Here is a 26,418-nt window from a genome sequence, read left to right as displayed (position 1 = left end):
GTTTGACAAAATCGTAGCAAAAGCAGTCAATAAGGTAAGACCAAGCCGTAAATACATAAGAAAGAAAAAACCAAGAGCCAAATTCTCAATGGTTTACAAAAATCTATAGCTTAACTAAATGGCATTGATTGCCATATTGAAATTCACGAAACTTCTCTTGGTGGACATTTTGGTATATATATAGTTGGGATTTTGAAAATTATTTATTTGGTGGTCAGTTAGATTCGCTTTTGAAAAATTTTTACTACAAGGAAATAGAAACATACCGATATTGTGCAGTAACTGAAGATGATGTTAAAAAGGTAACACATATATTATTACTGGTTTTTGATAATATCTTTGAAGAATTCAAACGAATGCTTGAGAGTGGGTAGTGTTTCAATTGTGTTGTTAATGCTTCAGAGAGGCCTACAAGACCGATTCCGGATTGAAAATCTAAAAAACTAAAGCAACCTTCGGGTTGCTTTCTTTATTTTTGGGGTCTTAAAATGAAACAAAACTACGTATAGATTCCATGTGTATCAAAGGAGTTGGTGGAAGTCACTATTGTTCCGTTTGTGATTTAAAACTAATCAAATATGGTTTTACGAGGGGAAGAAAACAGCGATATAAACAAATGTATCAAATGTGTTGATGCAAATTGAAGCAGATAATATTGTACTTAAATATTTTATGGAAAATACATATAAATCACCTAAAAGATGGGATGCCAAAAATGAATTGGAAAGTTTAAGTAAATTTAACCATTTAGGATTAGATTTTTATAACTAGACCGGCTATAGAGAGCGTATCGCTGAAGCAGTAGGAATGGATGTAGCAATATTGTACAACTGGAATGCATCTGTCGCTTCATTAGAGAACGCCATAATGGAAAATCGATTAGAAAGCCCATTCCCCGATACTTTAGGGGATCTAGATAAAGTCAAAATAAAAGAGATAATTTGTAAAATAGAATCTGAGTTATTGCTGTACCTGATAACTTTTGATGAGTATAAAAAGAGTAAATACAAAATAAAGGCCAAAAGAGGTTTTGTAGAAATTGAGGGCCGATATTGCCCGGTATTAATTAAACGAAATGGAGATATTGATTTAGGGCTTGTCCGCTATTTAGCCGGACGTTTAGCAGAAGGGAGGGGGTCAGCTCCTTACCTAATTGTGCAGAACGTAAAGCATTTGCCCAAATGGCAATGGCAGCCGGCGCAATAGGACTTGTTGGCAATGCATATGTGAGCTGGCAATCAGGGGGGTCGACAATTGCTGCCCAAGCAGAAATATATTTAGCTCTTGTTGCGATAGAAGCTATATCTTTACAAATAATTCTAACATCAAACTGTTAATGGAAGAAGAGAAAAAAAAATATCCGAGAATTTTTGACCCTGATTATATTCAAAAACAAATAGACGAAAAGGGGGTATTGTGGTGGGAAGAAGATAAAAATTACATTAAAGATCTAATTGAATATCATACAAAATTCCCGGCGCCTAAATCCTTTTTGAAGGAATATTATCATAATAATAAGCATCTGAGTTTAATACACTTCGGCTGTTTTATTGAGAAGATTGTGCCACTTTTAATTAAGAAAAAATACAGGTTGAGTTACGCAAGATCTTTTGGGAATAGTGAAGATATTGTTTACGAATATGATGAATCATCCAGTGTGTCTATTCTTAAAAATGTTATTTATCAACTTAGACCTCATAGTCATGCCTATAAATTTGTCATGGCCTGGCTAGGTGAAAATGGTGAAGAATTACATTTCTCTAAACTTCCTGAGTTAAACCTGCCTTTAGATCGATTTGTTATTGAACCACAAGAAGAGGGTACATTAGAAAGAATCAGAAAAGAGCTCAAAGGACTGAATTTGAAGCGACAGGAAAAGAAATATAAATTTAACTGGTATATGCCTTCTGATGGTCATGGTTTGGATATCCAGCTACTAGTTGAGCCTGTATATTTGCGTGAAGATTTCGAAAAAGTTCCTGTCATTATTGGAGATGCTATTAATCAATATAATGAAGAGGCAGAGATGAAGAAGCATGGCCTTATTCACTATATGTCTGATGCCACTCTAGAAGGCCAATATATTAAGGTTAATATTAATCTGGGAACAGGATATGACGGTGTCAGATACATATTGGAAGCATTGGATCAATCGGAGCTAGAAATCAGAAATGTGAGAATTTGGTAATGTTGGCACCATTCATTAAACTGTGTAAGTTAGAAAATTAGTCGGGAGTATGCCCCGACTAATTTTTTGATAACTTTAAGATTTACTATGGATAATCTACCCAAGAAATTTCTGGAGAGTGGTCTTTCGGATAATGTCAAAACCTATATGGGCCTGAGTGATTTATTTAAGGCCTTGCACAGCAAAGCACTTGAATCGATGTTGGAAGGAGGGTTAGATGCTCATTTAGGATACGATAAGCATCAGAAAAGCAGCAATCCTATCATCCGTTATTTTAACACCCGTTATTATTGAAAAAGGATGGTTCGAGAAGCGTTTACGTTGCCCTTTCCGCAATAGGCCTCCTTATGGCATGCCTTCGTTAACAGATTCCAGATTAGACGCTACCAGAAGGATAAATCATACTACGTGTAGGGGCCTTGGCAAAAATGGAAATTTTGCTGTCTACAAAGATTTTCTTAGGCTCTTTAAACAAATAATAAATATGCTATTATTGGACGTTCAATGGGTAATGATAAAAATCCAGGAGTAAAAAAAGTTTATTCTGAATTATTATCGAAAAATAAATTAGATGTTGAAATATTTGATTCCCCCGCATTGTCAGGTGTATGGAAGACAAAATTTGATGATGCATTAGTAGAGTTTAATGCTCTAACTAATCATGGAGATATTAGATTATCTAATTCAGAAGTTATGAAGCTTAAAATGTATAAATTGAATAAAGAATGGGCTGAGCATATAAAAAATGAAGGATATACAATTCTGGATATGGGTGATTTTAATAACCTAGGGTTTAGTGTATTTTATTCAATGGAAAAAGCTACAATTTTTAAATAATGAGCCTAAATAAAATAAATATTGAACAAATGGAAGTGATTTTAATAAATATTTTAAAGTCAGATATTATCTTGCAAAATTATACCTTTAAAGAAAGCATTGTTCGAAAACTTAGTTATCCTACAAAAATCAATGAATATTCTTTTTTCTTTTTTTCAAAAGAAGCCGAGAGAGAAATTGATATTAAACTCTTAGACTATTTTAGCTATCAGAAAATAATTGTTTGGATAAGAAATATCGGAGATTTAGAAACAGAAAAAATAGATATTGAGCAATATTATATTAGTTTCCTAAAGTTAAACAAAACAAAACATGTGTTAGTTTTTAAATCGAATACTGAAAAGCAATTAGAATTTAATATGAAAAAAATTTTTCAGTATCTAACTAATAATGGAAATGACAATATAAAAGCGGTTCTTAGCGGTAATGCTTGGATAAATATGCCATACGATTGGGAGCCTTATAAATAATCTCTTTGAGTTAAAAGAATAGGGGTAATGTGTCAAGTGTGTTGCAATGTCCAGAGAGTCCTCCAAGATCGATTCCATTAGAAAAATACAAAAAAACTAAAGCAATCTGAAGATTGCTTTCTTTATTTTTGGCGCTTTACAAGAGACAGAATAGCATAATGGCACCCAGGTGTATCAAATGTGTTGATAACGCTTCAAATTGATTTAAAGGTGATATATGCCCCTACAATAAGCAACCGTATAAAAACTCCATTAAATAACCCTGCCGATGTAAAAGTAACCTTGTTACATGAGGGATTGCATTTAAGAGAGAAAATTTATACAAATAATGATATAGATTTACCAGGAGTTGAGAAGTATCTTGGGATCTATCTTGTAAAATTTTCTTCTCAGTTTTATCCAATATCATCTTGGGATAACAAAAGTTTGACAAACCACAATATTCGAGTTTTACTTGCAAGAATTAAGGAATATTCGCCAACCCATTGGAATACACTTGTTAATGAATGGAAAAATAAATTTAAAAAAGTTGGATATGATATTTGGTAAAAGTAACCGAGGTAAAACTAGCAAAATTTGCTTATGGTATTCAAAATCATTAGTGGCGATATTTTTCGTTACGTTTTCTTGTAATAACCTTGAAAAATCGCCGGATACTACTCAAATAGAGCGATTAGTACTTACCAAAAACGATCTAAATAATGGTTATCTATCCGTGGATACAGTGTTTATCAGAAGAAATAAAAAAGAAGATAGTTCATTAAATCCCTTAGTTGGAATAAAAGCTTTCTGGAAAAATAAGTACATATATTCACCATACTATTTTAATGATGATGCCGGTGTAATCTGGATTTTACCTCACAATTTTTTTATTGACATGAGCGACAAGGATCTCCTTAATACGGACCTAACCCATGCATTTTTAAGTAAAGATTTTAAGCTAATCCTGATAATGGGAATGAATAACCAGGATCATAGTTTATTTATTGATAAAAATACACAAATTAAAGTCAATCATGAATTTGGAATTGATGATAATGAATAATAATGAAGCCCGGTATAAATCTTAATTTATTATGAAAGATCGAAATGGGCAATTGAAAATGATTCTATATTGAAACTGCCCTTTGGAAACGAATTGTTATATAACGATTACAGCAAAAATCAGAAATACATCTTATCGTTCCGCCGGGATAACCAGTACCGGAACTTTCACCAGATGCCTCACCTGATTAATGGTGGCGCCGTAAAGCAGGTCTTTCAGTCCTTTGTGGCCGTGGGCACCCATGACCACCAGGTCGGCGCCTGATTCACGGACGATTCCGGCAATGCTGTCTGCAGCTTTTCCAAACCCGAGCCTGGCTTCCGCCCTGTACCCGTTCGCCTGCAGCTGCCGGGTGTATTCTTCCAGGAATTCGCGGTCTTTTACGGTTTCTTCATCTGCGCTGTCGTGAAAGTTGGAGCTGGCGGCCACACTTTCCACAATATGGATAAGCGTATACAGGCAATCTTTGCCCCCCTGGCTGATGGCGCGGTTAATCACTTTGTGATCCAGCTGCCCGAAATCAACGGTAACAGCGATTTTCCGGTAGGGCTCAAACGATTCCAGCTGCAAAGGTCCGGGCGTGTTGTGCGGCGTTACATCCCGGAAGGCCCGCCTGCTGAACAGCGGATAGAACGTGGTGTACGTAAGAAGTACCACAAACCCCGCTCCGCCTGCAATGATCAGCGCTTTCCAGTACATATTGTCGGAGGTACGAAAAAAGCCGGCAGCCTCTTCCACAATTAAACGGGTATTGAGATAAACCAGAACCACCGTTACTATCCAGGCCGATATTTTTACCCAGGGCCGGATCACAAATACGCCCATGGTCTTTTTGTCGCTCACAAAATGAATGAGCGGGATCACCGCAAAGCCCAGCTGCATGCTGAGGATCACCTGGCTGAAGATCAGGAGACTGTCTACGTCATCCTCACCTTTAATCAGGATAATCAATGCCGCAGGTACAATGGCAAGCAAGCGGGTGATGAGCCTTCTTACCAGCGGGTTCATCCTGAACCGCAGGTAGCCTTCCATCACGATCTGCCCGGCAAGCGTACCCGTAACGGTGCTGCTTTGGCCTGCCGCAATAAGGGCTACGGCAAAGAGCTTGGCAGCAAACCCGCTGCCCAGGTGCTGGGGCAGCAGCTCATAGGCCTGCCTGATCTCGGCCACATCAGAGCGTCCCGTTTTAAAGAATACTGTAGCGGCGAGAATGAGTATGGCGGCATTGACCAGTAAGGCCATGTTCAGCGCCACGGCGCTGTCCCAGAAGTTCAGCCGGAGGGCCTTCCGGATACCGGCCTCGTCGCGCTCGAATTTCCGGGTCTGCACCAGCGCAGAGTGCAGGTAAAGGTTATGGGGCATAACCGTTGCCCCGATGATACCGATGGCAATGTAGAGCGCCGTGTCGTTTTCAATGTGGGGTATCAGGCCGGTAAGCACATCGCCGGCATCGGGTTTCGCTACCAGGATCTGCACCAGGAACGACATGCCGATAATAAAAATCAACCCGATAATGAAGGCCTCCAGTTTACGCATCCCCCATTTCTGGAGAACCATCAGGAGAAATGTGTCTAATGCCGTGACAAGAACACCCCAGATCAGGGGTATTCCTGTCAGCAGCTCAAGACCGATGGCCATACCCAGTATTTCGGCGAGGTCGGTGGCCGCAATGGCAATTTCAGCCAGGATATACAAAACAAAGTTGACCCTCCGGGGATAGGTCTCCCGGTTGGCCTGGGCCAGGTCGCGGTTCCTGACAATACCCAGCCTCGCCGACAGGCTCTGAAGCAATAAGGCCATGATGTTACTCATCACCAGCACCCACAGCAAAGAGTAGCCGAAGCGGCTGCCGCCTGCCAGGTCTGTGGCCCAGTTACCGGGATCCATATACCCTACACTCACCAGGTAGGCCGGCCCGAAAAATGCCAGCGCCCTCCTCCACCTCGACCTGCCCGGCAAAGTGGTATCTACAGAATTGTGCACTTCGCTCAGGGAAGCTTCAGATCTGTTTTTAGCCATATTGTTCTGAACGTATTCCTTACGGAATTACTACTTATACATGCTTTTCCGCTTATCCCGGATAACGCCTTTCCAGTTCATGCCGAAGCCGAAATCGTAAACGTTTCCTGCGGCATCTTTGTAGCATTCCAGGTCAAAGGGCACATCTTCCGCCTGTTTTTCCACCGTACTCATGTTGGCCGGCATCTGCATGGGCAGCAGCGCGCCCGGCTCCGATTTCCCGGCTATGGTTTCAATAAGGGCCTGGTCCTGCACGCCGAAGCTCAAAAGAACAGAGCTGGCATACGGTTCAATTTCAGAAAATACCAGCGGGTTGGTCGTGTTAACCAGCAGCACCAGGGGTTTGTCTTTCATTGCCTCCCGTGTACTTTTTACCAGCTGGGCATCGGTGATATTCGGTGTTTTGACGGTTTTACCCTTGTAAGACCGGTTGGTAAAGTTTTCCAGCGGATCTCCGCCGGCAATGCTGACCTCCCGGGCATCCGTAGCCGTATAGTCGCCGTATTGCAGGCTGATAGGTATATACCCGTTTCCTTTGTTTTCGAGATCGGCCTTATCGTAACCGGTAGAAGCTTTGGGGTTCTCGATATACACAATGGCGAGGTCGGCTTTGGCCGGGTCATCCGTTACGTCAAAGTATTTTTTGACAATGCTGATATTCAAAGGATATTCTAAAGAAGCCGGCGTTTCCATACCGAGGAAATTACGACTCGCCGGGATAAACCTCTTGGGAATGTAGACGGTCTTTTTAGCGGTTACCGGCAAAACATTCTGCTGGTTTTTGAGCAAAACAACCGACTTCAGCTGAGCCTCGTACCCGGCCTTCATAAATTCAGGCTTACCCACCACCTTCTGCGTTTCAGACGGATCCAGGTAAGGGTTTTCAAACAATCCTACCCGGAATATATTGAGAAGCAGCCTTTGGGCCGATTCTTCCATCCGGTTTCTCATCCACTTCTCCCCGTGCTCTTTTATGCCTATCTGGTACGCCTCCAGGATGGGCAGGGCGTCGTTATTTCCTCCGAACTGATCGGCCCCGGCCATCAGTATCTTGTAGTGCCTTTCGGCCATTGAGAGGTGCTCTACGCCGAACGATTTACCGTCCAGGAAAGAATCCAGCACTTTGCGGTCACCCGTTACGCCCCAGTCGGTACAGATCACACCGGTATAGCCGTATTTTTCCCTCAATAAATCATTAACAATGTATTTATTGTAGTTGTTGGCTACGTTTTCAGGCGTTTGGTTCCAGGAAATGGTGTAATACGGCATAACGGCCGAGGCGGTTTTTGTGCCTCTTTTCAGCTTAAACGCCCCATTTATAAACGGTATCAGGTGGGTATTAAAGTTGTTCCCGGGATATACGGCAAACTGGCCGTTCCCGTAATGGCCGTCTCTGCCGGCCTCCCCTGCCCCACCGCCGGGCCAGTGCTTCACCATGGCATTGACACTTTTGGCGCCCCAGCTTTCCGACTGGAAGCCGTCGCAATAAGCCTCTGCCATAGCGGCAGCAAGCACAGGGCTTTCTCCAAACGTGCCGTTAAACCGGCCCCAGCGGGGTTCTGTGGCTATGTCTACCTGCGGAGACAGCGCCGTGGTAATTCCCAGCGCCCGGTATTCGGCTGCAGCTACGGTACCGAATTTCCGCACCAGCTCAGGATCAAACGTGGCTGCCATACCCAGTGAGCTGGGCCACATGGAAATGGCGCCACCGGCAGCGGCATTGTATTCTGCCGTGGCAATGGTGCTGTGCCTGGGGTCAGACGAGTTGTTGGCCGGGATACCCAGCCCTACCCCCTCGCAGTAGGCCTGCATACGGTTGTTCCACCCGGCAGCTACCTCCGGTGATTTCACCGACGTGACCAGCACATGGCGCAGGTTATCTTCTTTGAGAAACTTTTTCTGCTGGTCGGTCAGCTCCCTGGGGTCTGTCTCCCCTTCTTTATAGGGCTTACCGTTGTACGTTCCCGCAAAATACCCGTCTGCACGGGCCGGGATGCTCTGGTGCGAAGAGTAAAGCATCAGGCCGGCAATCTGCTCTACCGTAAGCCGTGTAGCCAGGTCTGCGGCCCTTTCCTCATACGTTAAGCGCCAGTCTTCGTATTTATCCAGCTTGCCGTTCCGGTTCAGGTCTTTAAATGACAGGTCGTTCACCGTCAGTAATTTTACCCCTGAATTCTTTGAATAGCCGATATCTTTCCCGCCTTTGTTCCGGATCACTTCAAAGTCCGGGCCCGTGTTTTGCCCTGAGGCATGCGCAGCCAGCAGGAGGCATCCGCCTGTAAGTAAATTCAATAGTTTCATAGGTTATCCCAGTTTTGTAAGGAGAAAATCAGCACTCTTTTTCAACGCAGTCTGCGGGTCGGCCACCATATCCTGCTCTACGAAATAGTGCTCCACCCCGGTTTCCTGCGCCTTGGCTACAATGTCCTGTACGTTCAGAACGCCGTCGCCGGCCGCCGTCATCAGCGGAAACATCGGGAACCACTCCTGTGCGCTGTTGCCGTCGCCGGCAAATTGCTTTTTCTCTTTCATATCTTTCAGGTGCAGCATTTTATACCTGCCCTTGTATCGTGAAAGCAGGTCCAGGGGATCGGCCCCGCCACAGGTGGTCCAGAAGATATCCATCTCAAAAAATACGAGACCGGGATCGGTGTTGTTGAGAATAATTTCAAGCGGACGGGTTCCGTTAACCGGCTTTAAGCCATAGCCGTGGTTGTGGTATCCGAATTTAACGCCGTGCTTTTTGGCATTCTCTCCTATCTTATTAAAATCATCGGCTATACGCTTGTAGTCGTCAAGGGTTTTACGCCTTTCGTCAGGAATGGCCGGCAGAACCACGTATTTCTGTCCCAGGATATTGGCCGCCTCTGCCAGCGGGCCCATCTGTTGCTCCAGGGTATCCAGGTCGGTATGGGTAGCCGGTGTGGTAAGTCCGTACGACTTGAATATTTTCTTTATTTCCTGGGGTGTTTTGCCGAAATAACCGCTGCCTGAAAAGCCCAGCATTTTCCCGGCGCCCTCCCATCCTTTTTTAGCCGAATCGGCACTAAACGGAAACGGACCGTACAATTCCAGCTCTTTGTAGCCAAACTGCTGCAGCATTTTCAGTGCTCCGTCAAAATCTTCCGAAAGCATTTTCGGGATAGAGAATAGCTGAATACCGAGCTTTCCCTCCTTTTTTAAACCGGCAAAAAGCTCAGAAACAGACGTTAAGCCCAATGCTGTACCCAAAGCCGCCGTTCTTTTAATAAAATCTCTTCTGTTTTCCATTTATCAATAGGTCTTTTAGAATATTTTTAAATTTTGCCATCTGGCTTTATTTCGCGCTAATGTATAAAAATTTCACGGATTCCTGCAAGAAAGTTTTGTTCCGTAAAACCCCGGCCGGTAAAATTAAAGCCCGGCCTTCCCTTCTGCCCAATACGGCTCTGTATGTATTCTGCTGTTCGGAACGCCTTTAAGCGAAAGACACTTTTTGATCGCCTGGATCGATCTGGCATTCCCGGTAAGATAAAAGGCCGTTCCCGGTAATTCGTGCGCATTTTCTTCTATGCTTTGGATAACCCCGCCGGTCCCTGTATGAACAGAAACACCATTCAGGCCCAGCAACGCCGGCCATTCGCGGTGAGCGGCATCCAGCTCTGCGGAGCATTGGCACCGGCAATTTCTTTTGGCAGCTTCAGCCGCCATGCATTTGAACAGGCCCAGGGAGGTCTCATCTCCAAAACACAGATGCCTGTCTGCCTGTTCATCAAAACGCAGCCTGCCTCCCGGACCCAGCAACTTAGTCCGGTCGCCCACTTTCAGCTGACCGGCCCAGCGGCTACCGGGCCCTTTGTCGTGCAAATAAAATAAGACGTCGCAGACCCCGTTTCCGGCATCCAGAAAAGACGGGGTATAATGCCTGAATTCGGTATCACTCACCCTGAATTCAATGACATTACCGGCTATAAAAGGTTTGCTGATTTTGGAGAAATCTCCTTCCCATCTCACTTGTCTCAGTCCGTCAGCCAGGTCATCAACCTTCGTAACAGTAACGGGGTGGTAACTTCCTGTAAACAGCGACTCCATGGCATTGGCCATCCATTTAGGTACTTTCGGCATTGTATTTACGGTTTAGTGTCCCTGTAAGGGGGCTGGTTTTGTTCTTTTGAGCATAAACAGTAATTTATTTATAATAATTCTAAATAATTTATTTTTTAAGCGAAAAACTATTGCTTGCAGCGGGCGGCATGTGCCTTAAAATTTTATACCAACAACTTGTCCGCATTTTTTTTATCCGGACAGATTTTTTCCTACTTTCGCGAATTGTTTAGAATTGATATAAATAAAAACAACAGATAGCTTTTTGCCCTATGAAAAAAATATTCTTAACAGCACTCTTATTCTCAGCATTTTATACCCATGCCCAGCAGGTCAATACACTGATGAATGCTGATTTCTGGAAAACCAAACCCGGCCTGGATGCCGTAAAGGCAGAGGTGGCAAAGGGAAACAGCCCTTCTCAACAGAATGCGGGCTCATGGGATGCCGTGACCACCGCCATTTTCAATAATGCGCCGATGGATATTCTCCGTTACCTGGTGGAGCAGGAAGGCAACAGCGTTACGAAAAAAACGCACCACAGCCGTTCTTACCTGCATTGGGCGGCGTCATCCGGTAAGGCCGACCTGGTGAATTACCTCATTGAAAAAGGGGCTGATGTGCATTATGCCGACAGCTACGGTACGCCCATAGCAGCCTATGCAGCTTCGGCAGGCAACAAGAACACGGCCGTGTACGATGCCCTTTTTAAAGCCGGCGTAGATCCGCAGCAAAGGTATGAAAACGGGGCTACCCTGTTGATGCTGGCTGTAGCCGGCGATCCCGATCTTACCCTTACCGGGTATTTTATATCCAAAGGGCTTTCCCTGAAAGATAAAGACGATAACGGTGCTACGGTTACCGATTATGCCGCCCGGTCGGGCAACAGGGCGCTTATCGAAAAGCTGGTTCAGCGAGGCGTCAAACCCACTGATAATGCTCTTTTCTTCGCTACCATGAGCCCGAGAACGCCTTCTACCGGGCCTGACTTTTTTCAATACCTGGCAGATACCTTCAAATTAAACCCCAAAGCCGTTAACAAAGACGGAGCCACCGTATTGCACCTGCTGGTTCGCCGCCCCAATACAGCCATCATCCATTACTTTATGGAGAAAGGTACCGACCTGAAAAAGGCCGATAACGACGGCAATACGCTCCTGATCCTGGCTGCAGGCGGAACCGATACGGAGCTGGTGAAAACCCTGCTTTCAAAAATGAACAATATCAATGCTGTCAATAAATCAGGGGAATCAGCCCTGACCCGGGCCATCAGAAACGGCTCACCGGAAATTGCAGCCTACCTCATTAAAAACGGCGCCGATGTAAAAGTGTTGAACAAAGACGGTCAGAACCTGGCGTATTACTGGTTCAACTCGTACCGTGAGCCCCGGCCGAACACTCCGCCGAACAACGATTTCGAAGAAAAACTGGCCCTGCTGAAAAATAACGGCATGGATGTAGCTGCCCCTCAGGCGAACGGCAGCACGCTTTTGCACCAGGCAGTAGCCAGGGAAAGCCTGTCGCAAATCAAAAAGGCCGCTGAACTGGGGGTGAATGTAAACGCCCAGGACAAAGAGGGAATGACCGCCCTGCACAAAGCAGCCCTGATTGCCAAAGACGACCAAATCCTGAAGGCCCTGCTTGAGCTGGGGGCCCGGAAAGACCTGAAAACGGAATTTGACGAAACGGCCTATGACCTGGCCAAAGAAAATGATTTCCTGAAAACCGGTAATATATCTATTGATTTTTTGAAGTAATTAAATCGCAATCAGCTATCAGTTGTCAGCTATCAGCCCCCCAATGGGAATTATAACAGCTGATGGCTAAAAGCCAATAAATACCTATGAAAAAAATACTCGCTTTCGCCCTGTTTATAGGCACCCTGAGCGCATCGGCCCAGACCGCCAGATACAAATGCATGATCCAGATGAACAGCTACAAAGGCGAACCCGCCTACGTGGTGATCTCCCTGATTAACCCGCAGGGAGGATACGAAAAGACCCTTTCTGTGCTGGGGCCGGATAAAAAATGGCACAACACCCTGAAAGAGTGGCATAAATTTGAAACCAAAGCCAAAACCCAGCTGAATGCCATCACCGGGGCCTCGGTAAACGGGGGTGACCGGGCCATGCGTACCCTGGAGATCGATGATTCGAAACTGAACAAAGGGTATAAGCTGCGTTTTGAGTCGGCCGTAGAAGAGCAAAAATATTACGTAAAGGATGTGGAAATTGACGTAGCTCCCGAAGCCCTGGCTGAGCGTGCCGAAGGCACCGGGTATATCCGTTTTGTGAAATTAAGTAAAGTTCAATGACCTTATCCGTATGGAGGTACGCCCACCTGGCGCTTGCCGTGGTTTCCTCCCTGTTTTTACTGATCCTCTCCGTTACCGGGGTTATCCTGGCCGTGGGGGCCGTCAATGAAAAAGCCCAGCCCTACCGGGCAGATAACCTCGGATCGGTTACCCTCGCTCAGAGCCTCCCGGTGCTGAGCGGGATTTTCCCCGAGATCACCACCCTTACCGTAGACCACAACCGGTTTGTATCTATTGAAGGTACAGACCGGGACGGTAACCCGGTAAACGCTTACATTAACCCGGTAAACGGGGCCATTTTAGGCGATGTAAAGCCACAGAGTGATTTTATCCAGTGGAACATTGCCCTGCACCGCTCGCTGTTCCTGAAAGAAACAGGCCGGATCATCATTGGCCTCATCTCGTTCCTGCTTCTTTTGATCACCCTTACCGGTATTGTCCTGATCGCCAAACGGCAGCAGGGGCTGCGCCATTTCTTTGCCCGCATCAACAAAGACTTCTTTTCCCAGTACTTTCACGTGGTGAGCGGGCGGTTGTTCCTGGTGCCCGTGCTGATGCTGGCCCTCACAGGTACTTATCTTTTCATGGTCAGGCTGGGGTTGACCGAAGCAGACAGCCGGCCCGTCAGCCATACCGCCACGGCCGGAGCCGCCCCAAAAGCCCCAGCTGATTTTCCTGTTTTCCGGAACACCCGTTTAACCGAAGTGGAAAAGATAGAATTCCCCTTTATGCCGGATGACCCCGAAGAATTTTACATCGTCAAACTCAAAGACCGTGAGCTGGCGGTTAACCAGATCACCGGCGAAGTGGTGCAGGAAACCCGGTATCCTTACAGCCTGGTGCTGGAAAAGCTCAGCCTCAATCTTCATACAGGAAGAAACAGCAGCGTTTGGGCGATCATCCTGGCCTTTGCTTCGCTGAATATCCTGCTTTTTATTTATACCGGCTTCGATATGACCTTCCGGAGAAGCAAAACGAAGATCCGGAACAGGCATACGGCTGACACGGTAGAATATGTGGTGCTCGCCGGGTCTGAAAACGGTAGCACACTGGCCTTTGCCCACCAGGTTCATCAGCAGTTGCTGGCGTTGGGGTATACATCGTTTTTAACCGAGATGAACCGGTTCACCCATTTCCCGGAAGCCCGGCATTTCCTGATCTTCAGCTCTACTTACGGGCTGGGCACTGCACCGGCCAATGCCGGTAATTTTGAAAAGCTGATCGCTAAATTTCCGCACAGCCAAAAGGTAAATTATTCGGTGGTGGGCTTCGGCTCGAAAGCATATCCTGATTTCTGTGCTTATGCACGGCACATCGACAAAGAGCTGGCCGGGCAGCCCTGGGCTTCGCGTTATCTCGATCTGCATACGGTAAATGACCGCTCGGCAGAAGAGCTGACCGCCTGGGTGAAAGCCTGGAGCGAAAAAAGCCAATGTGCGCTGGCCACTGCCCCGGCACTGTACACCACGCGGGTCACCGGCTTAAAGAAATTTAAGGTAATAGAAAAAACACAGGTTACAGAAGACAATGCCACCTTCCGGGTCGTGCTTCAGCCGGAGCGGCGCAACCCGTTCCGTTCAGGAGACCTGCTGGCTGTGTACCCGGCCAATGACGGCCGCGAGCGGCTCTATTCTATCGGGAAAAGAGACGGGAACATTCAGCTGATGGTTAAGCTGCACCCCGGCGGGCTGGGTTCTGAATTCCTGTATGCCCTTGAAGAAGGAAACCGCGTTGCTGCTCGTATAGCAGTCAACAAAAGCTTTCATTTCCCGGTAAAGGCGCCTGCGGTAGTGATGATTGCCAACGGAACCGGCATAGCGCCTTTTCTCGGCATGATCTCCGAAAACAGGAAACGGGTACTGCTGAGCCTGTACGCGGGATTCCGGCACAACAACGCGCTTTCGCATCAGTACCGCTCTTTTGCAGATGAAGAAATTGCAGCCGGAAGACTGCAGCGGTTTGAAACTGCCTTTTCACGGGAAGAGAATGCCTGCTATGTCATGGACCTGATCTGCCGGGATGCGGCTTTCTTTGCCGGCCTGCTGAAAAACAAAGGTACCATCATGATCTGCGGCTCACTGGCCATGCAGAAAGATGTGGAAGCCGTGCTGAATACCCTCTGCATGGAGAAAAACGGCCGCGGGTTACACTTCTACAAAGAACAGGGCCAGGTTTTGAGCGATTGCTATTGAATAGTGTTTCCCGTATTCTTCATAAAAGCGTGTAAAGTTATTATGCAGGATTCCTAAAGGTTAATTTTGGCTCATGAAACGATACCCTCAAATAGTAAGCTTTATGCGCGTTTATCTAAGCGTCTTTTTCTTTCTCTCGGGACTAAGCTGCGGGTTTTCACAACAGGTATTCAAAAAGCAAACAGTGCTGATGGGTTCTGTTTTTGACCTGACGGTGGTAGAAAAAGACTCCATGCTTGCGCAACACCGCTTTCAACAGGTAATTGCGGAAATCGACCGCATTGAAAACCTGATCTCTGAATGGAGGCCGGGGACACAGGTGTCGGAGGTCAACCGGAATGCAGGAATAAAACCTGTAAAAGTAGACCGCGAAGTATATGAGCTGACCCGCCGGGCCATCCGGTATTCGGAGCTTTCCGGGGGTGCATTTGATATCAGCATTGCCGCTATGGACCGGATATGGCGTTTTGACGGCACCCTCACCGAAATGCCGGAAGAAGAAGTCATCCGCAAATCGGTTGAAAAAGTAGGCTACGGGCATATCCGGCTCGACAGTGCCGCCTCCACCATTTACCTGGAACAGGAAGGCATGAAAATCGGCTTCGGCTCTATCGGGAAAGGCTATGCCGCCGATAAGGGGCGGGAGCTGATGCAATCTCTGGGCGTGCAGGGGGGTATTGTTAATGCTTCCGGCGATCTCTCTGCCTGGGGTACTCCGCCCGGCAGCAAGGCATGGAAAATAGGCGTGTGGAATCCTTTTAAGCCCCGGAAGATCCAGAAAGTATTCAGGATAAAAGAGGCTTCTGTGGCCACCTCGGGCAATTACGAAAAATATGCCGAGATCAACGGGAAACGATGCTCGCACATTATTAACCCCAAAACCGGCTACCCCTCTACCGGGCTCACCAGCGTAACCGTTACCGGCCCCACAGCCGAATTTGCCAACGCCATGAGTACGTCGGTCATGGTTATGGGCAAAAAAGAGGGCATTAAGCTTCTGAAACAATTTCCCGAATACCGGTACATTTTAATTACAGATGCCGGAAAAGTCATTAAAAAGTAAAGATGAACCATTTTGCTGACGTCAGCAAAATGGTCAGGAATCACTTCTGAGCCCGGATTGATCATTTTGCTGACGTCAGCAAAATGATCAGAAAGGTCCCAGGAGACCCTTTCTTTTAAAAACAGGCTCCTTTTCCCTTTACTTTGTATTGAGTTTCTTAGCATCTTTAAGCAGTTTTTTATCTTCTGCTTTTACCTTCCGTTCTACCTTTTTAATGTCTTCCTCTGCCGGAAGGTTTTCCGGTTTAATACCACTTTTCAGCAAAAGGCCTCTCACATCTTTGTTATTCTTGACATGTTCGCGGGTAATACCCGACTCCGTTTTCAGCTCATTCTTACGAATATTAACATTTGTCAGTTCGTTTGCAAAGTCTTTTGCCTTAATCGTTATGGTAGGAAGAAAATCAGCAAGCGGCCGGTTATCAGGAACGCCTAATTTGGTTTTCATTCCCAGGGTGGTTTCACCACCAATAAAAAATTCCGCCATTGGGTATAGCCCAACAATACCTGCAGGTCGCGGGCAAACCAAAATTCTGTCTCTTCCAGCGTATTTACGGCCAATTCGAAGTCGCTGTGTAGTCTCGATACAAGTTCTCTTTTCATATATGGATTAGTTTGATTTTACCTTAAATATACCGTTTTTTCAGAATTCCTTCAGAATTGCCTCCGTATTTCGCCCAAAAAATATATTCATGAAACCGGCTTATTGCTTTATATTCCGGGTGCTTTCTTCTCTTTCTTTATCCGGCCAGGTGAAGTCGGTTATCGTATCCGGGACCGTCAGGGCCCATGCTGACAAATCGGTGGTACCCTATGCCAATATCGTGCTCAAAACCGCCAAAGACAGCGTATTTGTGGCAGGCACGGTAACCAACGATGAGGGGAGATTCACCCTGGCCAATATTTCACCGGGAAACTACAGCCTGCAGGCTTCTTTTACCGGGTACGAGACCCGGTCACAGCACCTGTTTGTTGGGAGCCTTTCGGCATTCCTCGATATTCCCGCCCTGGAAATGGAAGAAAGCACCACTGCTCTGGCGGCCATGGTGATCACGGGCAGCGCAGAAGAGGTCAGCTATAAAGTAGACATCCGGATATTCCCCAAATACGATGACGCTGAAATCATCAAAGTGGGCAACCCCGCCCTGAGGCCCCAGTTCACCAATTCAGCAGAGCTCGGGCACCGGTACAGCTGGAACAGCGGCTACCTGTATTCTGCCGTATACCACCGCCAGGCTGACGGCACCATTACCCGTATCTCGGCGGTTGTTCCGGGACGCCGCCTTGTGTATGCCGTCTTCCAGAATGCCGGAAAAAGCTACAATACCGGCCTCGACGCCCTCTGGAACCAAAAGGTATCAGGCCTCTATGCGTATACCCTCAGCACCAACATTTACCGCAACCAGATCAATGCATTTACAGTGCAAAACCTCTACCCTGAGCCCAACATCTTCCCGGCAGACCGGGAGCGGAATGAAAATCAGGGGCATGCTCACACCGGTAGCCTTCGGCCGAAAGATAGGCCGACATGCTGTCGAGCAGGTCTTTCTCATCTTCGATGATCAGTATTTTCATAGGCGAAAGATACAAAGCTTCCGATGCCTGTTCCGGGAAGTACCGGCATTTATTTATCTTTGTCTGAAATACAAAATTCCTCCAGAATTGCGTCGTATTCTTGTCCATTTTCACTAAACTCAAAAATCCATGTGGTGGTTCTACGCCCTGTTATCGGCCTTTTTCGCTTCGCTCACGGCCATATTTGCCCGTTTGGGCGTGGCGGGTATCAGCTCTAACCTGGCCACGGGCATAAGAACCCTGGTTATCCTGGTGCTGGTCTGGGGCATCGTATGGTTTAAGGGGGAACAGAAGGAGCTGTCTGCCCTTCCTAAAAACGCCGTTTTCTTCCTGGTCATTTCCGGCCTGGCAACGGGCCTCTCGTGGCTGTTTTATTTCAAGGCCCTGCAGGTGGGAAATGTTTCGCAGGTAGCGGCCGTAGATAAGCTGAGTGTGGCGCTGACCATTGTCCTGGCCGTCGTATTCCTGAACGAAACCCTGAGCCTGCGGACGGCCATAGGCGCTCTTCTGATCATTGCCGGCACATTTATCCTGATCCGGTCCTGAAGGTTACAGAAGGCCGGCGGGTTTCTTTCCGGAACCTACGCAAGTGTGCAACGCACGTTCCGGAAAGAAACCCGCCCGGAGTCGATATCAGGGTATTGGTTAAGCAGGTAATTTTCGAGCTGCTCGTCAAAAGAATACCTTGAATCGCCCCGGAACAGGCCATGGTCAGGGTCAAAGAGATACGTGGATTCAGAAGCGGGTTGGGGATCGGCAAAAAAGGCGATGGCCTGGCCGCTGTTACTGTTTTTCAGGTAAAACCCGCAGAGTACAAAAGCCTGGCGGTGAAAGGTGCGCAGGAAAGTCAGCGGGCCGTATTCTTCACCGTCCCATTCAAGCCCGTAACGGGGCAGGATAGTGCTGAAACCCTTCAGGCCCGGCTCAAGCCCTGTAGCTGTACCCCGGCCCATCTGGCCGGACTCGCTCATCATCCTGAAAAATACCCGGAAGTCGGCATAATGCAGGTAGGCCCCCGCAAAAGACACAGGCACAGCCGATAAACAGCCGTTGCAAATCGCATCCTGCCAAACCGATGTTTCCTCTTTTATGTAAGATAATTGGTTAAAACCCTGAATGCAAACCATGCGTATTTTGTATTAAGCGTCAGCAATGCAAAATAAAGCAATACACCGGTGCGATGATAGCGTAGAAATACGTGATTTTACATTACGTATTTCTACGTTTCTCCGCACCTGAAAAGCCCCCGTGAATATTCGTTCTGTAAGGCTTTATTTAATAACAAAAATTTTCCAGTTTTGCAGGGATATCGTAAATCTTGTCACCTTAAATCATCTGACATGGAAAAGTTACCCACCATCCCCGTTGAACTGGCCATTCAGCTCACTACCAACTGGCGTTTATTTTACGCAGACATTTACAATGATTCTGTGAAAATCAACAAAAAAATTGATCCCGACGGACAGGAAGTCTTCCGCGGTTTCCGGATCCCCATTGAAGACCTGGAACAGCTGCTGGAAGTAGCCAAAAGCTTCAATGCAGACCATTCGGAAAAGATCAATTCGGTACGGGCCTACCTGGTCAAAGACTCTCAGGATCCCAAACAGCTGAGTGATATCCATATTATCCTGGTACCGGTGGTGGGCGGGAAAGAAATCGACCCGTCTCCTACCCGGGGCGACGTTCAATACGGGAACGACCTGCTGCAGATAAAAGACGGTACCGCGGAAGCCCACCGTTCGGTGATCTTTGATTTTACCACCCCCTGTCCTACCCAATGTGATACAGACAGTGTACTTTATTCTTCTCAAAACGTATAAAATGCCCGCAGTATGAGCAGAATGTACCATACAGTTATTGTTCCGGCTATGGGTCTTCTGCCCATCATTGTGAGTTTGATCAGGCTGAAATACTGGAATGAGCAGGCCCGGATACTCTTTTTATACCTGGGCCTCTCTTTCACTTTCAATATCATAGCCAAGCTCACGGCCGGCAGCAATAACCTTCCTTATCTCCACTTGTATACCGTGCTGGAGTTCACCATTGTGTGCCTTTTCCTGAAGAGCTTCAGTAAAGATCGCCGGCACAGGTTACTGTTCAATGCCCTCATTGCCGGCTTTTTTGCTTTATCGCTGTGGTATGCCTTTATTAAGGAAAGCTTATTTGTGTTCAACAAAATACCCCGCTTTCTCGACAGCCTGATCATTTCGGTGATCTGCCTTTATTACCTGATGAAAGACCTGGGTTCCACGGTTTCCAATTTGTCGCGTTTCCAGTTTTTAACCCTGGCCGGGCTGCTGTTCTATTACAGCACTTCTTCCGCCCTTTTCGGCTTATCTGATATGCTGATCAAGGTACCGAAAAGCGTGGCCGACCTCTTCTGGAACATTCATGCCTCGCTGAACCTGCTGATGTACATCTTTTTTGCCATTGCTTTTTATTCACTTAAAAACCTGCAAAATGGACGTTGATTATTGGTATATCGTTGCCGGTATGGGCACGTCTTTCCTGTTCTGTTCGGCCATCCTGCTGTTTTACATGAAATACCGGAAAAACATCATGCAGCAGCAATACCAGCTGAAGGTGGCCGAAACCGAATACCAGAAAAAGCTCCTGCATTCGGTGGTGGAAGCCCAGGAAGAAGAACGGAAGCGAATTGCGGTGGCCCTGCACGACGACATGGGCAACCGCCTGAATATTCTTTCCCTCCTGCTCAACAACTCAGGCACTGCCGGCACCCCGGATGTTTCCGGGTACGTATCAGAAATGATCGGAACGGTCAGGAGCATCTCGCATTCGTTGTACCCGGTTAACCTGGAGAACCTCGGGCTGATCCTGTATATTGATGAGCTGATCGCTCTTTTATCGCAAAAAATCACGGTTTCACTTCACCTGGCAAACCATTATACCCGAAAAAGTGTTTTTAAAGAAGTACAGCTGTACCGGATCATTCAGGAGTTCACCACCAATGTGGTTAAGCATTCAGACGCCACGGAAATCCATATATGGATCAGTGATAACCCGAAAAACCTGTTGATGGTACTCTCGGATAACGGTCACAGTTTTGATTATGCCACCACCCGGAGAGGGATGGGCCTGAAAAATATTGAAGCCCGGATAGAGTCAATGAACGCACTCTATAAATGGAAAAATGTAGTGGGACAGGGCAGCCGGCTGATCATTAAAATACCGATGGAGCATGAACCTACCTATCCGAATAGCCATAATTGACGACGAGCAGCTGATCACCGAAGGCATCCGGCTGCTTTTATCGGCGGATGAAAGCATCCGGGTCAGCTTTACCTCCTGCGACGGCCCGGCCTTCCTTTCAACGCTCGGCAGCCTGGGTCCGGAAGACTTTCCGCACATTGCCCTGATTGATGTGCAGATGCAGCCTATGAACGGCTTTGAGCTCGTGGAAATCCTCCGGAAAGATTTCCCGGACCTGAAGATCATGATCCTTTCCTCTCACTACAAAAGCAGCGTATTCGGCTATATGATCAAGCTGGGGATATCGGCTTTCCTGCCGAAAAACTCCGACCGCAACAGCTTCATTGAGGCCATTCATAAAGTGCACAGCCACGGCATTTTCTTTAATACCACTGACCAGCAGATGCTGATGTCTTATATGAACAACCCGCCGCGCAAGAAAACCCTCTTTAACCTGCACGACGAGCTTTCTGACCGGGAGAAAGAAATTGTAAGGCTGATATGCGAACAATACTCCAACCAGGAGATCGGGGAAAAGCTGAGTCTGAGTCACCGCACCGTGGAAAGCCACCGGCAGAGGATCCTGGAAAAAACGGGAGTCCGGAACATTGCCGGGCTGGTCATTTACGCCGTGGTCAACGACATCTACCCCCTGCCCCGCTGATCTGCCGTTCCGGCCTTGCGTTCTTTCTGCGTAACGTTATCCGGTATAGTACCGATAATAATACCCGCATGATTATGTTTTTCAAAAGAAAAATCCTATATTTGGTTACCAGATTCAATTTCAACACTAAAACACAAGCACGATGAGTACAGAAAATTTGCACAGACAGGAAGCAGCAGACAAGCTGAAAGAAATGGTGGATAAGATTGACATTGGAATGATGTGCACTTTCCCCAAAGACAGCGACTACCCCCATGCCGTGCCTATGAGCCGGCAGGAAGCAGACGAAGAAGGCAATATCTGGTTCCTTTTTTCTTCAGAGAGCGAAACCCACCGGAACCTCAGCACCAACAACAAAGTAAGCCTTCTTTATGCGCACACGGGCGACTATACTTTTTTAAGCATCAACGGAACGGCAGAAATCTCGCGCGACCCCGCCCGGGTAGACAAGTACTGGAATAAGATGATCGAAGCCTGGTTTGAGAAAGGGAAAGAAGATCCGCGTATCCGTATACTCAAAGTAACACCCGATGAAGCGCATTACTGGGACAACAAGTCGAATAAGCTGGTTACCTTGCTGAAAGTAGCGGCCAGCGCCATTTCCGGGCAGCAGCTGGACATTGGCAGGGAAGGCAGGCTGAACCTGTAGTACGACCCACCTCGAACGAACCGCCCCGGGTTCGTTATACAACCTGTTTGTATGCAGGCCTCTACACATCGCTGCAAGCCTGTGATGAATATTCTATTGGCAGTATTTCCCCTTTAAAAGCAAAAACAGTTATGAAAAATCAGAAAGAAGATCACTTCAACCAAAACCGGGTAGACAACAACGGCCGGGTAATGACCACCAATGACGGCGTACCGGTGTACGACAACAACAATACACTGAAAGCCGGCGAACGCGGGCCTTCGCTTCAGCAGGACCATATTTTCTTTGACAAGCTGATGCATTTTGACCGGGAGCGTATCCCGGAAAGAGTGGTACATGCCCGGGGCTCCGGCGCGCACGGCATATTCGAAGCCACGGCTGACCTGTCGGCATACACTACGGCGGCCTTCCTGAAAAAAGGCACCGTTACACCGGTATTCACCCGGTTTTCTACCGTAGCGGGCTTTAAAGGCTCTACCGACCTGGCCCGGGATGTTCGCGGCTTTTCGGTGAAATTTTATACTGAAGAAGGCAATTATGACCTGGTGGGCAACAACATCCCGGTGTTTTTCATCCAGGATGCTATGAATTTCCCTGACCTCGTACACGCCGTAAAACCCGAGCCCGATAGGGAAATGCCCCAGGCGGCATCGGCACACGATACTTTCTGGGATTTTATTTCATTGATGCCCGAAGCCGCGCACATGACCATGTGGGTGATGTCTGACCGGGCCATTCCGAGGAGCCTGAGAATGATGGAAGGTTTCGGTGTACATACCTTTAAATTGGTCAATGGGAAAGGGAAAGGCACTTTTGTGAAATTCCACTGGAAACCGCGCCTGGGAGTGCATTCGGTAGCCTGGAACGAAGCACAGAAGATCTCCGGCTTTGACTCCGATTTTCACCGCAAAGATCTGTGGGAAGCCATTGAAAGCGGTGATTTCCCCCAGTGGGACCTGGGCGTGCAGCTTATACCGGAAGAAGACGAAATGAAATTTTCGTTCGATATCCTCGACGCCACCAAGATCGTGCCCGAAGAGCTGGTGCCGGTACAAATCATCGGAACCATGACGCTGAACCGTAACCCGGATAACTTCTTTGCCGAAACCGAGCAGGCCGCCTTTGACCCGGGCAGGGTGGTGCCCGGCATTGATTTATCAGACGACCCGCTGCTGCAGGGCCGGATTTTCTCTTACATGGACACGCAGAATTACCGGCTGGGCGGTCCTAATTTCCACGAGCTGCCCATTAACCGCCCGGTAAACGGCAAGCACAACAACCAGAAAGACGGTTTTGCGCGTACGGATATCCCGAAAGGCGGCGTCAGCTATTTTCCGAACAGCAAAGCCGGCGGGTGCCCTTACCATGCCATGCTGAACGGTGAAACGGGCTTCCAGTCGCACCGCCAGCCTGTAAACGGGCAAAAAGTAAGGGCCCGCTCCGTTTCTTTTGCCGACCATTTCACCCAGGCCCGGCTGTTCTTTAACTCGCAAAGCCTGGAAGAGCAGGAGCACATCATCAGCGCGCTGAGTTTTGAGCTGTCAAAAGTAGGAAATGCTGACATCCGCAGGCGCGAGCTGGCCATACTGAACCAGATAGACCCGCGCCTGGCCCAAAAGGTCGGGGATAACCTGGGGCTGGTTCCGCCCCGGGAGCTGGATGCCCTCACGCTGAAATTTGCCCGGAATAACCACCCCGATTACCCCATCCCGGCGCCCAGGCCTGAAGTAGAAAAATCAGCGGCGCTGAGCATGAAGGTAAAACCGGGAGGAGGCACGATCCAAACCCGGAAAGTGGCCTTCCTGGTAGACGACGGCGTGAGCAAAGCGTCTGTTGACCTCCTGAAAAATCAGCTGGAGCAGGAGGGTGCCCGGGCCGTGCTGATCGCGTCACATGTGGGCAAAATAAAATACAGGGAAGGCGGAGAAACGGAGGTGGCCCATTCGTACCTCACCGAAGCATCGGTATGCTACGACGCTTTTTATACGCCTGACGGTGACTCGGTGAAAAAGCTGGAGGCCAATCCCGATTACCTGCAGTTTATCAACGAAGGCTACCGGCACTGCAAAGCGCTTGCATTTGCCAAAGGAGCCGAGATGCTGGCGCAAAAATCGTTTATTAAAAAAGATAAGGGAGTAATTTTTGAAAGTGCGGATGATCTCGTAAAAGACTTTACCGGCGCTATGAAGCAACACCGCATCTGGGAGAGGGAAAAGGCGAGGAAGGTACCTGCGTAAGATAGTTGGTTCTAGACTTCGCGCTCGGTTCCCGACTACGCTCGAGCTGACAGGGGGCGGCTGCTACTTGTCACCTCGAGCGTAGTCGAGAACCGAGCGTAGTCGGGAACCAGGTGAAGTTACTCCATTAACCAACTTTCGCCTGCAGCTTTTTCAGCCTAGCTTCGTCTTTCGGAATGCTCTTTTCCAGCTTCCTGATCTTTTTCTCGGTTTGCTTCACGCGGGAATCTGCTTTCCGGGCCGATTTGGCTTTGGATTCCGCTTTTTTAGCACTTTTCTTCGCTTTTTTAGCCTTGCTTTTGTTACCTGAATCATTGCTCAGCTTCTTGGCCATTTCAGCGTTTTTGTCCGCTGCCGAGAGGGCATCGGTCTGCTTTTTGTCGCGGGCAGCTTCCTGCTTGTCCTTGTCCTGGTACAGTTTGGAAAGCTTGTCCCGGTCTTCGGTCAGCTTCAACTGAAGCTTGGCGATTTCCTTTTCTTCTTTGGAAACGGGTGCCGGCTGCTGAGCCCAGGCTTTCACTGAAAAAAATGCCGTCAGAATCAGAACGGCCAATAAATTCCTTTTCATATTTCTGTATTTAAGTTGTGGTACGAAGATAAAGATATTTTCATATACCTTTTAAAATATATTCACGTTAATTTGAAGGAACTACTAAAAACTTAGTGATAAAATTCTATGAAATCCTTCTTTTTCCTCATTTTATGTTTACCCCTGGGTCAGGCAATTGCTCAAAACCCGTTACAGATGTCGGCCGGCAAGCTCCGTAGCCTCGACCGCCTGAGCTATTCTGTCATCACCCGGCACCTGATCTTTGAAAACCAGGAGACCGATACGCTCCGCAATAATGAGCAGGTGGTACGGAATGACCCGTTCACCGGGTCGTATTTCATGATGAAAGAACGGTCTTCCACTTCCCTGTACGCCGGAGATCAGCTGACGGTGCTGTACCCGAAAGACAGTACATACAAGACCGAAAAACCAAGAGGAAATCAATATATCCGGTCATTAACCCAATACTGGGCAGGGCAGTTTGAAAAGTTCCTCTCCTATCCCGACCGGCTCAAGAACTTTCCGGATACGCTGATAGACGGAAAGGAGAGCTATCACCTTCGTTATTCCCAGAAAAAAGACTCCCTGATCGGCGACTACCTCACCTATAACCGCCATGATATTTACATCGATAAGGCCAGCCTTTTGCCTGCACAGATCATCAGTGATATGCAACTGATGTACAATGAGCTTCCCTCAAGGGTCACTTCGGTGTATTCTTATCAGAATTATGACTTAAACCCTGCTGATTTTCCTGCCCTTAGCTCCATACAGATACCCGGGCATTACCAGGATATGAATACCAAGCCCGTTACCGGGAAGCCGGTGCTTGTTCCGCTGAAGGCGGGCACCCCTGCACCTGACTTTGCGCTGAAGGCCATCAGCGGAGAAGAGCTCCGGCTCGATGACTTCCGGAATCGTGTAGTTCTTCTGAATTTCACTTCGGTGGTATGTCCTCATGCCTACAGCTCAATGGGAGGTCTGAGGCGGATCGAAGAAAAATTCAGGGATAAGAATCTGAAGATCATTAGCATCTACGACGATACATCCAGCCCGGAAGATAAGGTACGGCACATGCTCGAAACCTTCCGGATGGATTATGTCAGTGCCGTTCTTAACGGCGACAGCCTGGCTCAGAAATATCATTCTGAAGGATACCCCAATTTTTATATTATTGATCCAAACGGCAAGATCGCCTATTATGCCGGCGGGTATTCTGCAGATATCGAAAAACAGCTCACTGAGCAATTGGAGGGGCTTCTCGGCAGACAGTAAGCCTGGAGCAAACCGGCTTTACAAACCGGTGCGGAACCCGGCAAACAA

28 protein-coding genes are annotated in these 26,418 nt (G+C 47.5%); 20 read left to right on the top strand and 8 right to left on the bottom strand.

Annotated features, from left to right (window positions below; translation table 11 throughout):
* Positions 1 to 807: 807 nt before the first annotated feature.
* The 7 genes from AB2U10_RS12140 to AB2U10_RS12110 all read left to right on the top strand — a co-directional run bounded on the left by AB2U10_RS12140 (position 808) and on the right by AB2U10_RS12110 (position 4,540).
* Positions 808 to 1,206: a hypothetical protein gene (locus AB2U10_RS12140; RefSeq protein ID WP_367914717.1), complete on the top strand. Its 399-nt coding sequence runs from the start codon at positions 808 to 810 to the stop codon at positions 1,204 to 1,206.
* Positions 1,207 to 1,336: 130 nt separating this feature from the next.
* Positions 1,337 to 2,188, top strand: a complete 852-nt coding sequence (locus AB2U10_RS12135; protein ID WP_367914718.1) for a hypothetical protein — start codon at positions 1,337 to 1,339, stop codon at positions 2,186 to 2,188.
* Positions 2,189 to 2,275: 87 nt separating this feature from the next.
* Positions 2,276 to 2,482 (top strand): hypothetical protein, encoded by a 207-nt coding sequence (locus tag AB2U10_RS12130; protein ID WP_367914719.1) that lies wholly within the window; start codon positions 2,276 to 2,278, stop codon positions 2,480 to 2,482.
* Positions 2,483 to 2,692: 210 nt separating this feature from the next.
* Entirely contained in the window at positions 2,693 to 3,025 is a 333-nt protein-coding gene (locus AB2U10_RS12125; RefSeq protein ID WP_367914720.1) for a hypothetical protein, read from the top strand.
* Positions 3,025 to 3,495: a hypothetical protein gene (locus tag AB2U10_RS12120; protein ID WP_367914721.1), complete on the top strand. Its 471-nt coding sequence runs from the start codon at positions 3,025 to 3,027 to the stop codon at positions 3,493 to 3,495. The genes AB2U10_RS12125 and AB2U10_RS12120 overlap by 1 nt, the downstream gene beginning before the upstream one ends.
* A gap of 183 nt (positions 3,496 to 3,678) precedes the next feature.
* Complete coding sequence (locus AB2U10_RS12115; RefSeq protein ID WP_367914722.1) at positions 3,679 to 4,044, top strand: hypothetical protein; 366 nt, start codon at positions 3,679 to 3,681, stop codon at positions 4,042 to 4,044.
* Complete coding sequence (locus AB2U10_RS12110; protein WP_367914723.1) at positions 3,998 to 4,540, top strand: hypothetical protein; 543 nt, start codon at positions 3,998 to 4,000, stop codon at positions 4,538 to 4,540. Before AB2U10_RS12115 ends, AB2U10_RS12110 begins: the two co-directional genes overlap by 47 nt.
* 132 nt (positions 4,541 to 4,672) lie before the next feature.
* Here AB2U10_RS12110 and AB2U10_RS12105 read toward each other — a convergent pair whose 3' ends face one another.
* The 4 genes from AB2U10_RS12105 to AB2U10_RS12090 form a co-directional block, all read right to left on the bottom strand.
* Positions 4,673 to 6,559: an Nramp family divalent metal transporter gene (locus tag AB2U10_RS12105; protein WP_367914724.1), complete on the bottom strand. Its 1,887-nt coding sequence runs from the start codon at positions 6,557 to 6,559 to the stop codon at positions 4,673 to 4,675.
* Between the two features lie 30 nt (positions 6,560 to 6,589).
* The gene (locus tag AB2U10_RS12100) at positions 6,590 to 8,860 is read right to left on the bottom strand and encodes a glycoside hydrolase family 3 protein (RefSeq protein WP_367914725.1); all 2,271 of its coding nucleotides are present in this window, start codon (positions 8,858 to 8,860) and stop codon (positions 6,590 to 6,592) included.
* A 3-nt stretch (positions 8,861 to 8,863) separates the two neighbouring features.
* Complete coding sequence (locus tag AB2U10_RS12095; protein WP_367914726.1) at positions 8,864 to 9,829, bottom strand: sugar phosphate isomerase/epimerase family protein; 966 nt, start codon at positions 9,827 to 9,829, stop codon at positions 8,864 to 8,866.
* A gap of 123 nt (positions 9,830 to 9,952) precedes the next feature.
* Entirely contained in the window at positions 9,953 to 10,663 is a 711-nt protein-coding gene (locus AB2U10_RS12090) for a siderophore-interacting protein (RefSeq protein WP_367914727.1), read from the bottom strand.
* 251 nt (positions 10,664 to 10,914) lie between these two features.
* Here AB2U10_RS12090 and AB2U10_RS12085 point away from each other — a divergent pair, with 251 nt between their 5' ends.
* The 4 genes from AB2U10_RS12085 (at position 10,915) to AB2U10_RS12070 (ending at position 16,211) form a co-directional block, all read left to right on the top strand.
* Positions 10,915 to 12,399 carry an ankyrin repeat domain-containing protein gene (locus AB2U10_RS12085; protein ID WP_367914728.1) on the top strand — a complete coding sequence of 495 codons (1,485 nt, stop codon included), beginning with the start codon at positions 10,915 to 10,917 and terminating at the stop codon, positions 12,397 to 12,399.
* An 86-nt stretch (positions 12,400 to 12,485) separates the two neighbouring features.
* Positions 12,486 to 12,956 carry a DUF2271 domain-containing protein gene (locus tag AB2U10_RS12080; protein ID WP_367914729.1) on the top strand — a complete coding sequence of 157 codons (471 nt, stop codon included), beginning with the start codon at positions 12,486 to 12,488 and terminating at the stop codon, positions 12,954 to 12,956.
* A complete protein-coding gene (locus tag AB2U10_RS12075; protein WP_367914730.1) occupies positions 12,953 to 15,148 on the top strand; it encodes a PepSY domain-containing protein in 2,196 nt (731 codons plus the stop codon). Before AB2U10_RS12080 ends, AB2U10_RS12075 begins: the two co-directional genes overlap by 4 nt.
* A 103-nt stretch (positions 15,149 to 15,251) precedes the next feature.
* Complete coding sequence (locus AB2U10_RS12070; RefSeq protein WP_367914731.1) at positions 15,252 to 16,211, top strand: FAD:protein FMN transferase; 960 nt, start codon at positions 15,252 to 15,254, stop codon at positions 16,209 to 16,211.
* A gap of 138 nt (positions 16,212 to 16,349) precedes the next feature.
* Here the strand turns inward: AB2U10_RS12070 and AB2U10_RS12065 are convergent, their stop codons facing one another.
* Both AB2U10_RS12065 and AB2U10_RS12060 read right to left on the bottom strand, forming a co-directional pair.
* Complete coding sequence (locus tag AB2U10_RS12065; protein ID WP_367914732.1) at positions 16,350 to 16,658, bottom strand: hypothetical protein; 309 nt, start codon at positions 16,656 to 16,658, stop codon at positions 16,350 to 16,352.
* Positions 16,655 to 16,813 (bottom strand): hypothetical protein, encoded by a 159-nt coding sequence (locus tag AB2U10_RS12060; RefSeq protein ID WP_367914733.1) that lies wholly within the window; start codon positions 16,811 to 16,813, stop codon positions 16,655 to 16,657. The genes AB2U10_RS12065 and AB2U10_RS12060 overlap by 4 nt, the downstream gene beginning before the upstream one ends.
* Positions 16,814 to 16,902: 89 nt before the next feature.
* Between AB2U10_RS12060 and AB2U10_RS12055 the strand changes: the two genes are divergently transcribed.
* Together AB2U10_RS12055 and AB2U10_RS12050 are read left to right on the top strand one after the other, a co-directional pair.
* Complete coding sequence (locus AB2U10_RS12055) at positions 16,903 to 17,772, top strand: TonB-dependent receptor (protein WP_367914734.1); 870 nt, start codon at positions 16,903 to 16,905, stop codon at positions 17,770 to 17,772.
* A 142-nt stretch (positions 17,773 to 17,914) separates the two neighbouring features.
* A complete protein-coding gene (locus AB2U10_RS12050) occupies positions 17,915 to 18,331 on the top strand; it encodes an EamA family transporter (protein WP_367914735.1) in 417 nt (138 codons plus the stop codon).
* A gap of 35 nt (positions 18,332 to 18,366) precedes the next feature.
* Here AB2U10_RS12050 and AB2U10_RS12045 read toward each other — a convergent pair whose 3' ends face one another.
* Positions 18,367 to 18,813: a hypothetical protein gene (locus AB2U10_RS12045; protein WP_367914736.1), complete on the bottom strand. Its 447-nt coding sequence runs from the start codon at positions 18,811 to 18,813 to the stop codon at positions 18,367 to 18,369.
* 312 nt (positions 18,814 to 19,125) lie between these two features.
* On the opposite strand from AB2U10_RS12045, the gene AB2U10_RS12040 reads away from it, so the two are divergent.
* From AB2U10_RS12040 to AB2U10_RS12015, 6 genes are all read left to right on the top strand, one after another.
* Positions 19,126 to 19,605, top strand: coding sequence for a hypothetical protein (locus AB2U10_RS12040; protein ID WP_367914737.1), 480 nt, complete (start codon positions 19,126 to 19,128; stop codon positions 19,603 to 19,605).
* Positions 19,606 to 19,617: 12 nt separating this feature from the next.
* Entirely contained in the window at positions 19,618 to 20,256 is a 639-nt protein-coding gene (locus tag AB2U10_RS12035; protein ID WP_367914738.1) for a hypothetical protein, read from the top strand.
* On the top strand, positions 20,246 to 21,016 hold the full coding sequence (locus tag AB2U10_RS12030; protein WP_367914739.1) for a sensor histidine kinase: 771 nt from the start codon (positions 20,246 to 20,248) through the stop codon (positions 21,014 to 21,016). Before AB2U10_RS12035 ends, AB2U10_RS12030 begins: the two co-directional genes overlap by 11 nt.
* Entirely contained in the window at positions 20,985 to 21,659 is a 675-nt protein-coding gene (locus AB2U10_RS12025) for a response regulator transcription factor (protein ID WP_367914740.1), read from the top strand. Before AB2U10_RS12030 ends, AB2U10_RS12025 begins: the two co-directional genes overlap by 32 nt.
* 142 nt (positions 21,660 to 21,801) lie before the next feature.
* A complete protein-coding gene (locus AB2U10_RS12020; RefSeq protein WP_367914741.1) occupies positions 21,802 to 22,308 on the top strand; it encodes a pyridoxamine 5'-phosphate oxidase family protein in 507 nt (168 codons plus the stop codon).
* Positions 22,309 to 22,439: 131 nt separating this feature from the next.
* The gene (locus tag AB2U10_RS12015; RefSeq protein WP_367914742.1) at positions 22,440 to 24,545 is read left to right on the top strand and encodes a catalase; all 2,106 of its coding nucleotides are present in this window, start codon (positions 22,440 to 22,442) and stop codon (positions 24,543 to 24,545) included.
* A 127-nt stretch (positions 24,546 to 24,672) separates the two neighbouring features.
* Here the strand turns inward: AB2U10_RS12015 and AB2U10_RS12010 are convergent, their stop codons facing one another.
* Positions 24,673 to 25,113: a hypothetical protein gene (locus tag AB2U10_RS12010; RefSeq protein WP_367914743.1), complete on the bottom strand. Its 441-nt coding sequence runs from the start codon at positions 25,111 to 25,113 to the stop codon at positions 24,673 to 24,675.
* A gap of 108 nt (positions 25,114 to 25,221) precedes the next feature.
* Between AB2U10_RS12010 and AB2U10_RS12005 the strand changes: the two genes are divergently transcribed.
* The gene (locus AB2U10_RS12005) at positions 25,222 to 26,370 is read left to right on the top strand and encodes a peroxiredoxin family protein (RefSeq protein ID WP_367914744.1); all 1,149 of its coding nucleotides are present in this window, start codon (positions 25,222 to 25,224) and stop codon (positions 26,368 to 26,370) included.
* Positions 26,371 to 26,418 lie beyond the last annotated feature (48 nt).

Source organism: Leadbetterella sp. DM7 (genome assembly GCF_040829825.2).
GTDB lineage: Bacteria > Bacteroidota > Bacteroidia > Cytophagales > Spirosomataceae > Leadbetterella.
The sequence above is the reverse complement of the archived record's forward strand: the minus strand, read 5'-3'. Positions and strand labels throughout refer to the sequence as shown.

What these genes read in the sequence shown, in the direction of transcription:
- AB2U10_RS12140 (WP_367914717.1), top strand. Translation starts at nt 808, where the DNA reads ATGGATGTAGCAATATTGTACAACTGGAATGCATCTGTCGCTTCATTA.
- AB2U10_RS12135 (WP_367914718.1), top strand. Translation starts at nt 1,337, where the DNA reads ATGGAAGAAGAGAAAAAAAAATATCCGAGAATTTTTGACCCTGATTAT.
- AB2U10_RS12130 (WP_367914719.1), top strand. Translation starts at nt 2,276, where the DNA reads ATGGATAATCTACCCAAGAAATTTCTGGAGAGTGGTCTTTCGGATAAT.
- AB2U10_RS12125 (WP_367914720.1), top strand. Translation starts at nt 2,693, where the DNA reads ATGGGTAATGATAAAAATCCAGGAGTAAAAAAAGTTTATTCTGAATTA.
- AB2U10_RS12120 (WP_367914721.1), top strand. Translation starts at nt 3,025, where the DNA reads ATGAGCCTAAATAAAATAAATATTGAACAAATGGAAGTGATTTTAATA.
- AB2U10_RS12110 (WP_367914723.1), top strand. Translation starts at nt 3,998, where the DNA reads ATGAATGGAAAAATAAATTTAAAAAAGTTGGATATGATATTTGGTAAA.
- AB2U10_RS12105 (WP_367914724.1), bottom strand. Translation starts at nt 6,559, where the DNA reads ATGGCTAAAAACAGATCTGAAGCTTCCCTGAGCGAAGTGCACAATTCT.
- AB2U10_RS12100 (WP_367914725.1), bottom strand. Translation starts at nt 8,860, where the DNA reads ATGAAACTATTGAATTTACTTACAGGCGGATGCCTCCTGCTGGCTGCG.
- AB2U10_RS12095 (WP_367914726.1), bottom strand. Translation starts at nt 9,829, where the DNA reads ATGGAAAACAGAAGAGATTTTATTAAAAGAACGGCGGCTTTGGGTACA.
- AB2U10_RS12090 (WP_367914727.1), bottom strand. Translation starts at nt 10,663, where the DNA reads ATGCCGAAAGTACCTAAATGGATGGCCAATGCCATGGAGTCGCTGTTT.
- AB2U10_RS12085 (WP_367914728.1), top strand. Translation starts at nt 10,915, where the DNA reads ATGAAAAAAATATTCTTAACAGCACTCTTATTCTCAGCATTTTATACC.
- AB2U10_RS12080 (WP_367914729.1), top strand. Translation starts at nt 12,486, where the DNA reads ATGAAAAAAATACTCGCTTTCGCCCTGTTTATAGGCACCCTGAGCGCA.
- AB2U10_RS12075 (WP_367914730.1), top strand. Translation starts at nt 12,953, where the DNA reads ATGACCTTATCCGTATGGAGGTACGCCCACCTGGCGCTTGCCGTGGTT.
- AB2U10_RS12070 (WP_367914731.1), top strand. Translation starts at nt 15,252, where the DNA reads ATGCGCGTTTATCTAAGCGTCTTTTTCTTTCTCTCGGGACTAAGCTGC.
- AB2U10_RS12065 (WP_367914732.1), bottom strand. Translation starts at nt 16,658, where the DNA reads ATGAAAACCAAATTAGGCGTTCCTGATAACCGGCCGCTTGCTGATTTT.
- AB2U10_RS12060 (WP_367914733.1), bottom strand. Translation starts at nt 16,813, where the DNA reads ATGAAAAGAGAACTTGTATCGAGACTACACAGCGACTTCGAATTGGCC.
- AB2U10_RS12055 (WP_367914734.1), top strand. Translation starts at nt 16,903, where the DNA reads ATGAAACCGGCTTATTGCTTTATATTCCGGGTGCTTTCTTCTCTTTCT.
- AB2U10_RS12050 (WP_367914735.1), top strand. Translation starts at nt 17,915, where the DNA reads ATGTGGTGGTTCTACGCCCTGTTATCGGCCTTTTTCGCTTCGCTCACG.
- AB2U10_RS12040 (WP_367914737.1), top strand. Translation starts at nt 19,126, where the DNA reads ATGGAAAAGTTACCCACCATCCCCGTTGAACTGGCCATTCAGCTCACT.
- AB2U10_RS12035 (WP_367914738.1), top strand. Translation starts at nt 19,618, where the DNA reads ATGAGCAGAATGTACCATACAGTTATTGTTCCGGCTATGGGTCTTCTG.
- AB2U10_RS12030 (WP_367914739.1), top strand. Translation starts at nt 20,246, where the DNA reads ATGGACGTTGATTATTGGTATATCGTTGCCGGTATGGGCACGTCTTTC.
- AB2U10_RS12025 (WP_367914740.1), top strand. Translation starts at nt 20,985, where the DNA reads ATGAACCTACCTATCCGAATAGCCATAATTGACGACGAGCAGCTGATC.
- AB2U10_RS12020 (WP_367914741.1), top strand. Translation starts at nt 21,802, where the DNA reads ATGAGTACAGAAAATTTGCACAGACAGGAAGCAGCAGACAAGCTGAAA.
- AB2U10_RS12015 (WP_367914742.1), top strand. Translation starts at nt 22,440, where the DNA reads ATGAAAAATCAGAAAGAAGATCACTTCAACCAAAACCGGGTAGACAAC.
- AB2U10_RS12010 (WP_367914743.1), bottom strand. Translation starts at nt 25,113, where the DNA reads ATGAAAAGGAATTTATTGGCCGTTCTGATTCTGACGGCATTTTTTTCA.
- AB2U10_RS12005 (WP_367914744.1), top strand. Translation starts at nt 25,222, where the DNA reads ATGAAATCCTTCTTTTTCCTCATTTTATGTTTACCCCTGGGTCAGGCA.